7 protein-coding genes are annotated in these 9078 nt (G+C 38.2%); all 7 read left to right on the plus strand.

Annotated elements, in window-relative coordinates:
* Positions 1-1144 precede the first annotated feature (1144 nt).
* The 7 genes from OKC29_RS22620 (at position 1145) to OKC29_RS22645 (ending at position 8843) form a co-directional block, all read left to right on the plus strand.
* Positions 1145-2383 carry a lipopolysaccharide biosynthesis protein gene (locus OKC29_RS22620; protein ID WP_270669787.1) on the plus strand — a complete coding sequence of 413 codons (1239 nt, stop codon included), beginning with the start codon at positions 1145-1147 and terminating at the stop codon, positions 2381-2383.
* 74 nt (positions 2384-2457) lie between these two features.
* Positions 2458-3519, plus strand: coding sequence for an EpsG family protein (locus OKC29_RS23100; RefSeq protein ID WP_442866087.1), 1062 nt, complete (start codon positions 2458-2460; stop codon positions 3517-3519).
* Between the two features lie 10 nt (positions 3520-3529).
* Positions 3530-4642 (plus strand): glycosyltransferase, encoded by a 1113-nt coding sequence (locus OKC29_RS22625; protein ID WP_270669788.1) that lies wholly within the window; start codon positions 3530-3532, stop codon positions 4640-4642.
* Entirely contained in the window at positions 4639-5406 is a 768-nt protein-coding gene (locus OKC29_RS22630) for a hypothetical protein (RefSeq protein ID WP_270669790.1), read from the plus strand. The genes OKC29_RS22625 and OKC29_RS22630 overlap by 4 nt, the downstream gene beginning before the upstream one ends.
* Positions 5407-5434: 28 nt before the next feature.
* Positions 5435-6190, plus strand: a complete 756-nt coding sequence (locus OKC29_RS22635; protein WP_270669792.1) for a glycosyltransferase family 2 protein — start codon at positions 5435-5437, stop codon at positions 6188-6190.
* 37 nt (positions 6191-6227) lie between these two features.
* The gene (locus tag OKC29_RS22640) at positions 6228-7394 is read left to right on the plus strand and encodes a nucleotide sugar dehydrogenase (RefSeq protein ID WP_270669793.1); all 1167 of its coding nucleotides are present in this window, start codon (positions 6228-6230) and stop codon (positions 7392-7394) included.
* Between the two features lie 333 nt (positions 7395-7727).
* A complete protein-coding gene (locus OKC29_RS22645; protein ID WP_270669794.1) occupies positions 7728-8843 on the plus strand; it encodes a polysaccharide export protein in 1116 nt (371 codons plus the stop codon).
* Positions 8844-9078: the final 235 nt, after the last annotated feature.

Raw genomic sequence — 9078 nt, forward strand, 5'->3', positions numbered from 1 at the left:
GAAGGGTACCACCAATCAGCAGTTGGCCACCTCTCGCCATTCATCCATGAGTGTCGCACTTATTATCTGAATTCCCGTCTTTCATGGATGTCTAATAGTAGAAGTTCTGATGTAGTATTTTAAAAATGCTGTTTTGCATATAGCTATGTAGTGCCATACTGGATTGTTACTAGTTTTAAATTAAAAATCCGTTTTTTGATCTCGGGTAAATAATGTAATTTATTGCGGCTCTTCCAACACCGTGTCATGATCACTGATGATCAACGACTTTATTTAAGTGAATCGTAGTAGGTTTACTGTACTAATTTATCAACTGAGCTGGACTTTTATTTTATAAAAGTGTTCACCTTTCGCGGTGTTCAGTTATAAAAAGTCATCTACAGAGCATCCATATGGATGCTTTTAAAATGAGTGATACCATTGGAAGGGGGCCCCAAAACTTGGGTCGACTATCTGTCGATCAACTTAAGAGTGTCATCTGGACCATATAGTGACTCGTCGCTTTGCTACCAGCTTCTGACCTCACAATGTTGCTGCTGCTTGACGATAATTATGAACCATGAGATGTTCATAGGCATACATTTTCTTGATATGGTAGCTTTCATCCTCTAATTTTTTGAGGCGAGTTCTCGGCACTCTCGAGTGCGCAATATTTCATGTAGACCATTATTCTTCGGCATAAGGGAAAACTCTACTGATTAATATATTTGGGGAGATAATGCGGCCTTGAATATGATCTTTTTGAGCTAATGTCTAGTAGATAAAAGAGCACCCATTTAGTTCCTTGAGTAAGATAGAATTTTCGTTTTAGTCGATATATACAGAGATAGATACGTTAGCATTGTAGTGGTGATATTATTTTGGCAATTATATAATCCGCTGAGCATAGAAGTCATTGTAGAAAAATAAATAATGCTAAAAAATTAAATGGTTAGAAAATATAATAACCTGAATATTATATAGTTTTCATAGTGTTATTTTGTGAATTAATTGATCAGGCGTGTTTCGTGATAAAGATGAGCGCCATAATTACTAAGAAATGATGAATACATCCACTAAGTTATAGATTATTTTACTGATTATTTAATTGAAAGCACCTCTATACACAATGCAATCAAACTACGTGAAATTTTAAGATGAACATATGAATAGAAACGTTTTTAAAAGTTTTGTTAAGTTATTGAGTGGAAATGCCTTTGCATCATTTGTTGCATTAGTGAATTTATCATTCATCTCAAACAAAATAGGGCTCAGCGGATTCGGAGTATTCATTATATGCCAAACCAGCTACACACTTGTTGAACAGATATTTAACATCAGAGGCTGGCAACATTATATTTCTAGCAAAATCAATGATCTTGATTCATTGCGTTTACTCTTTGGCATTAATAATGTAATAAATATTTTAGCATTTATATCATCATTAGCTGCGTTAGGTCTTCTATATTTTAATAAATGGATCTCTATTGATGATGCTATGTATTGCTTAATATATATATCGCTCATCCTTTTCAGAAATTATGATTCAGCATATGTTGCACTAAGAAATGCTGAGAGATATGGTGTATTATCAAGCTTGAATGTTCTACTTGCTGTGACTAGGCTTGCACTGACATACGGATTAAGTTTGTATGATAGCCTCACATTAGTTAAGGTCATATATATATATGTAGCTACTGAAGCATGCTACTATTTTTTGATGAACTTTTTTTCTATAAAAATGGCTGGGAATTACATTTGCTTTATAAGACATCATAGTCGAGATATAATAATTAACGGTTTTAAGTTAAACCTCTCAACGATTTTTGATCTCCCTGTCTCGACGTTAGATACATATATAGTCCAGTATTATTTTGGAAGTGAATCTTTAGGTTTATATAAACTAGTTAAAAAATATATCTCAATATTAGGACGTGTAGTCTCACCATTGAATCAGGTGCTGTTTCCTGAAATAGTTAAAAGTGATTCAGAGTCACAAAAAAAAATAATGTTTAGAACTATAATTATAACACTCTCTGTCTGTTTGATTTTAAGCATATTTTTGTATGTGGCTATTTTTACTCTTAAATTATCATTCTTTGATAGTATTAGAATCTCTAATTATCTTAATACAGAGGTGCTTTTTGTATGTTTGATCTCGATTGAGGCTTTTTCTTTGAGTTTTAGCATTTTAAACTTCATGCTGATTGCCAAGCATAAATACACAAAGAACTCCATGGCTATATTGATGTCAAATGCTGTATTTATCTCTATGTTTATATGTATTTCTGCGATGAAAGATAATTTGGTTTTTGCTGCGGTTATATCTAGCTTTATACAAGTTATAACACTAGTTGCTTATCGTGGTTCAATAATTTTAAAAAATGACTGTAAGGTGCTTTAGACGTGCTATATATTTCATCAATTTATAGTTTACTTGCTCTCTTACTTCCATTTGTTGTGCTTTCTTTTTTTTATGTGTGGCAGAAGCAGGTTCAAAAGGAATTGTGTGCGAGCGTATTGCTAATTCATTTATTTTTTGTTTGTTTATATCTTTATATAAAGCCCGTTCTTGGCGGGGATATCCTAGAATACTATACACGTTTTAATTCGATTGGTGATTATTATCCCTTAGAACCACTGTTCGAATTATATACGACTACTGCGCATTTAATTAGCGATGATGGTTTGTTTTATGTGAGATTACTTACATACACCGGTATCTTTTTTCAGTTTATAGTCATTTATGCAATAAGTGGAAATCGACTTTTAGCATATATCTCGATGTTTAGCACTTCATTTCCATTACTGACATGGAGTGGAGTTTATAGAAATGGAATAAGCATACCATTAATACTAGTTAGTTTTTATCTTTTGTTCAATCGTAAAATTTTATTTTCTATGATAGCATTGTTTATAGCGATGTTATTCCATAGCTCAAGTATTATATTCATACCAATATGGATTGCTTTAGTCCTAAACATATTTACTAGAAAAACATTATATTATACTTCAGTTTTTTGTTTAGTATCCTTACTCGTAGGGTATTTTGGGGAATTTTTCTATATAAAGATACTAATACGGGAAGTAATAATAGAGATTATTCAACCAATAATTCCTTATGAATATTCAAGGCCACTACGCTATTTCATTTCAGATGTTGTTGATTTTAACGGAGAGAATTCAACCTATCTAATGCAAACATCAAAAGTATTGTTGGAAATAATAGTGCAATATTTTTTGTTTTTTGTTCTTTTTATTTTTGACAAATCCAATTGTCAACGGTCATTTTTTTGGGCAAAAATATATATAATGTCTGTTCTTGTATATGTATTCTCAATTGGTAACGTGTTTAGTTATCGTTTTTATTTGGCTAGTGCATTTATCTTTACTATCTACTTATCATATAGAACATTATATTTATTATCTCGACCGCGTCTCTACATCGGTTTGGTAATTTTAATTATGTACATTTTGTTTTCATTTTATTCTTTCCCTCCAGAGAAGGTAGGGTTGATGTATTTAAATCCATTGAGTTAGAGCATTTTCAATGAAGAAAAAGATATTGTTTTTAATTCCAGAACTGAGTATTGGTGGGGGCGAAAAGACTGCGGTCATGAACGCTAATGATATGTCTTCGGCCGGGTATGATGTTACTTTACTTGTGCCTCGTGGGCATGTAATTAAACAAAATGTATCTCCATCAGTTGATCTTGTTGCGGGTCGTTGTTCTGGGTTATTTCAAGAGATGAGCTTTTGCTGGCGTTCAATTTCAATCATTAAACCTGATGTCATTATTTCATATATGGAAAGGGCTAATTTTATAAACCTAGTTCTTTCAAGGTTTGGTCATTGGAAAGTAATAGCTTCAATCCATACAGTGCCCTCTGTGGCTTACAAAAAAAGAAGTTTAGTAAATAGGTTTTTTATTCGTTTGAGCATGCTATTGATAAAAAAAACCAAGTCTGCTGTTTTCTGCGTTTCTGCTGGAGTTGGTAAGGAGTTACGAGATTTATATGGGATACACAACACATCTATAATTGAGAATTATTTTTCAATACCAGAGTATTCAGATCTTTGTCCAGAGGTAGAAAACTCAAATGTATTGTTCTGCTTTGTTGGGCGATTAGTTAAAATAAAAGGGTGTGAGCTGCTTTTGAAAGCTATTGCCTTGTCGAAGGAAAAAAATCTTCTTGATGGTAAGTTATTCTGGATCGTTGGCGATGGTCCAGAAAGAAAACATCTCGAGGCAACTTCACAAGCATTAGGTATTGATGAGTATGTGAATTTTTTGGGGGCCAGAGATGACGTGAGTCATCTGTTAAATGCAGCCGATTGCCTAATTGTTCCTTCATATGTGGAAGGATTTGGCTTAGTTATAATTGAAGCATTATACTCAGGATGCGATGTTTTCTTTTCAAAATGTAAGTATGGACCAAGTGAGATTATGAGTGCTTTCACAAGCTTACATGACATATATGATTTCGAAGACCCAAGCTTTGATGAGGATATAGCCATATTAGAGCTATCTAATCATATAGACAACTTCAACAATAAAAAAAATCTTTCTAAGCTAAAATTTTTAAGAGACGTAATATCTCAAAAGTATAGTAAAGAATCATCTATTGGTAAAATCATTGATTTGGTGGAAATGGAAAAATGAAATACATAGTATATTCTGGTTGGTGGTGTGATGAAGGTTCGAAAACAGATAAACGAGCATCATATATTGGGGATGATGAGATTAGAGGGAAAGGTTTTCATAACAGTTGGTTTGACTGTATAAATAAATATACAAATCCTGAAAAAATTTTATTAGTTGATTCGGCATCACCAATAATGCCATCGCTAGAGGATGATCCCCGCATTGAGATTATATCACTTGATAAAAATTATGGTCATTCAACTAATCATAGCGGAAAAATGTGTGGTGTTACAAGAGCTCATTTAATGGGTATATACTATGCATTTTTGTGTGATGCTGACTATTGTGTCTATGTCGAGCAAGATGCGTTGATTAAGGGGGATAATATTGTTGAATATGCCATATCTAAAATGAAAAGACCTTATATGTTCGGTTCTGGCCAGGGGACTCCTTATGCGACTCAACAGTCATTCTTTATTATAAGAAAAGACGGTTTTATACCATTTATGAAAAGAATGAGCTTGTTTAATAGTACATGCAATAAAATTGCACCTGAAAATAAATTTGCGATTGCAACAAGTTCCATATTATCAATTCTCCCTGAATTCATCTTCAAGTTGAGAGGTATTGGTCGAATATTGCGATATTGGCCGAGTTTTGATGTGTTACCATTTGGGTTCGGAAGAAATAGACCAATTAAATTTGAAGACCGATATTTTTATTTCCAGCATGGTTCAATTGAAGAATTAAAAAGATATAAAGATGTAACTAATAGTGATTAAATTTAATTAATTTAGGAGAGCATTGTGCATGAATGCACCATTAGTGTCTATAATAACAGCTACATTTAATTCTCAAGACTATATATTAGAAACATACGAATCAATACGCAATCAAACACTTTGTAATTGGGAGTGGTTGGTTACAGATGACTGTTCCACTGATAAGACATACGAAATTTTACTGAAGTTGTCTGCCAATGATTGTCGCATTAAGGTTTTTAGAAATGAAACCAACTCTGGAGCAGCTGCTTCGAGAAATTTATCTGTCAGTAAAGCTAGTGGTATATATATCGCGTATATTGATAGTGATGATCTATGGTTGGGTGATAAATTGAAAGTTCAACTATCCTTTATGAAAGAAGATATTGATTTTTCATTTACTGCATATGAATTGATCGACAAGAATGGTCTTCCATTAAATAAAATAATTGACAAGCAAGAACAGTATATATTTGATTATAAAGGTCTTTTAAAAAAAAATGCTACTCTTGGTTGCTCAACAGTCTTATTGAGAAGAGAAGCCTTTCCTGACTTGAGCATGCCCTTGATTAGAACTGGGCAGGATTACGCTACTTGGCTAAAGTTATTGAAAAATGGTACAAAAGCGTATCTTTTACCGATCCCATTGACAAAGTATAGAATAACACCCGGTTCAATATCTAGAAATAAGTTGAGAAAGGCTTTACGTCAATGGCAAATATATAGAGGGATAGAAAAAATTCCTACTGCCATAGCTTTTTATTATTTTGTGCATTATGCATGGCATGCAGTATTTAGAAGGTAGTGGTAAATAACTATTTTTATCGAGAAGAGCAGTAAGTATGAAACTTGCAATTGTAGGTACGGGATATGTAGGTCTTTCCAATGCGGTCTTGCTGGCACAACACCATGAGGTGGTTGCCGTCGATGTGATTGCCAGCAAGGTCGAGATGATCAATGAATGGAAATCCCCCATCGTTGATAAAGAAATTGAACGTTATCTGGCCAGTCGCGACTTAAATCTGCGTGCGACTTTGAATAAAGAAGAGGCTTATCAAGGCGCTGATTTCGTTATCATTGCCACGCCTACAGATTATGATCCAGAGACCAACTACTTTAATACCAGTACGGTGGAGTCGGTGATCAAGGATGTCATGGCGATAAATCCAGATGCCACAATGGTGATTAAATCCACCATTCCGGTCGGGTTTACCGCCAGATTGCGTGAAGAACTGGGCTGTGACAATCTGATTTTTTCGCCGGAGTTCTTGCGTGAAGGGCGTGCTCTTTACGACAACCTGCACCCATCTCGTATCGTGGTGGGTGAGCGTTCCGAGCGCGCGCAGGTTTTTGCCAACCTGCTACAAGAAGGTGCTATCAAGCAGAATATTCCAACCTTGCTGACTGATAGTACGGAAGCTGAGGCTATTAAACTATTTGCCAATACTTATTTGGCAATGAGAGTTGCCTTTTTTAACGAACTCGATACTTATGCCCAGAGTCATGGCTTGGACTCACGCCAAATCATCGATGGTGTCGGGTTAGATCCACGTATTGGTGAACACTATAACAACCCGTCCTTTGGCTATGGTGGTTATTGTTTGCCGAAAGATACCAAACAGCTGTTGGCAAATTACAATAATGTTCCAAACAATCTGATCCGAGCGATTGTTGACTCCAATACCACGCGTAAAGATTTTGTTGCTGATTCGGTGATCCGTAAAAATCCACAACGTGTTGGCGTGTACCGTCTGGTCATGAAGGCGGGGTCTGATAATTTCCGTGCTTCCGCCATTCAAGGAGTAATGAAGCGCATCAAGGCGAAAGGCATTGAAGTTGTTATTTATGAGCCGACCTTGAGCGAGCCAGAATTTTTCCGTTCCCGCGTGCTTTCAGATATTGTCGAGTTCAAAGAGAGTTGTGATGTGATTTTAGCCAACCGTATGGTTGAAGAGCTGTTTGATGTGATGGACAAGGTTTATACCCGAGATCTGTTTGGTAGTGACTAGTATGTCGATAGCGGTTCCCCTCTGTAGGGGAACCGCATGTTACAATAATGAACAATAAAATATAAAACCATATAACATTATGAATTGCATAAGCGGTAGAACCGCACCCTGTCAGGTTTCTTGGTAAGTGAATGAAAGGTGTAATTGACCGCTGAAATAGGATGTTAAAGATGGGCATATGTTCAACTCACTGTGCCGGTCAACACATCTTGATCATCTCAATAGTGGCTGTGATTTTATCCGCAAATTTATCTCAGAATTTTCCGTGTTTTCCGCTATCATATGGCGATTTTTCCGTTCAGTTCTTGATGGCAAGCTTAATAAGGTGTGGTAGTGAAAAGGATTCAGCTCATTCCTCTGTTGTCGGCCGTGGCTCTGCTCAGTGCATGTACTGTGGTGCCCGGTACCAATCTTTCCACCAGTGGCAAAATCGAGGTAGCTACAGGCTCCGTTGATGTTGATCAGCTGGCAGACATCTATCCGGTCACCCCCGCGCTGGTCAGCCAATTGCGCAAGGCGCCGGTGGTGGGCAAGGCTAACCCCGAGCTCAATAGCCAGATCAGCAGCTATGAGTACCGGATTGGTGTGGGTGACATCCTCAATGTCACCGTGTGGGATCACCCCGAGTTGACTATCCCGGCCGGTTCTTACCGCAGTGCCAGCGAAGCGGGCAACTGGGTACACGCCGATGGCACTATCTTCTACCCCTATATCGGCAAGGTGGTAGTGGTGGGTAAAACTGTCGCGGAGATCCGTACCGATATCGCCAAGCGTCTGGCCCAGTATATCGAGAGCCCGCAGGTGGATGTGAGCATTGCTGCTTTCCGCTCCCAGAAGGTTTATATCTCAGGTGAGGTGACTAAGCCGGGCGCCCAGCCCATCACCAATGTGCCGATGACCCTGCTCGATGCCTTCAATCTGGCTGGCGGTCTGACCTCGACCGCCGATTGGCATCATGTGGTGTTGACCCGTCAGGGCAAGGAGTTCCCGCTCTCCATGCAGGATCTGCTGCAGTATGGGGATCTCTCTCACAATCAGCTGATGCGCGACGGCGACATGCTCTATGTGCCGCGTAACGATGCCCAGAAGGTTTTTGTTATGGGGGAGGTCAACAAGGCATCTACCCTGACCATTGGTCGTGAGGGGATGAGCCTGACCGAAGCACTGAGCAGTGCCGAGGGCCTCAACCAGAATGCCGCCAATGCAACCGGCATCTTCGTATTGCGTCCAGCGGCGAAAGCCCAACAGAAAGCCGCTATTTATCAGCTTGACCTGAGTGATGCTACCGCGCTGGTGATGGGTACCGAATTTGCTTTGCAACCTTACGATGTGGTCTATGTCACCACGGCGCCGGTGACGCGCTGGAATCGCGTGTTGAGTCAACTGGTGCCTTCTATTACTGGCTTTAACGAGTTGACCGAAGGCATGTTGCGGGTACGCAACTGGTAAGGTGTGAGCCTGCTTAACCTCTCCCGGTTACTTTACGCTCAGCTGCTTTCCAAGCCGAGTGATGGGATTTAGGGGGCTTTGTGCCTCCTTTCTTCCTGCTTGTTTGTTACCTTCATACGGTAATGAATGGGGAAGGGAGGCTGGGGCGATTTTCTTTACCCGGGAATTCAGATAATAAGTGCGACACTCATGGATGAATGGCGAGAGGTGGCCAACTGCTGATTGGTGGTACCCT

Source organism: Aeromonas sp. QDB34, from assembly GCF_027705405.1.
GTDB classification, from domain to species: Bacteria; Pseudomonadota; Gammaproteobacteria; order Enterobacterales; family Aeromonadaceae; genus Aeromonas; species Aeromonas hydrophila.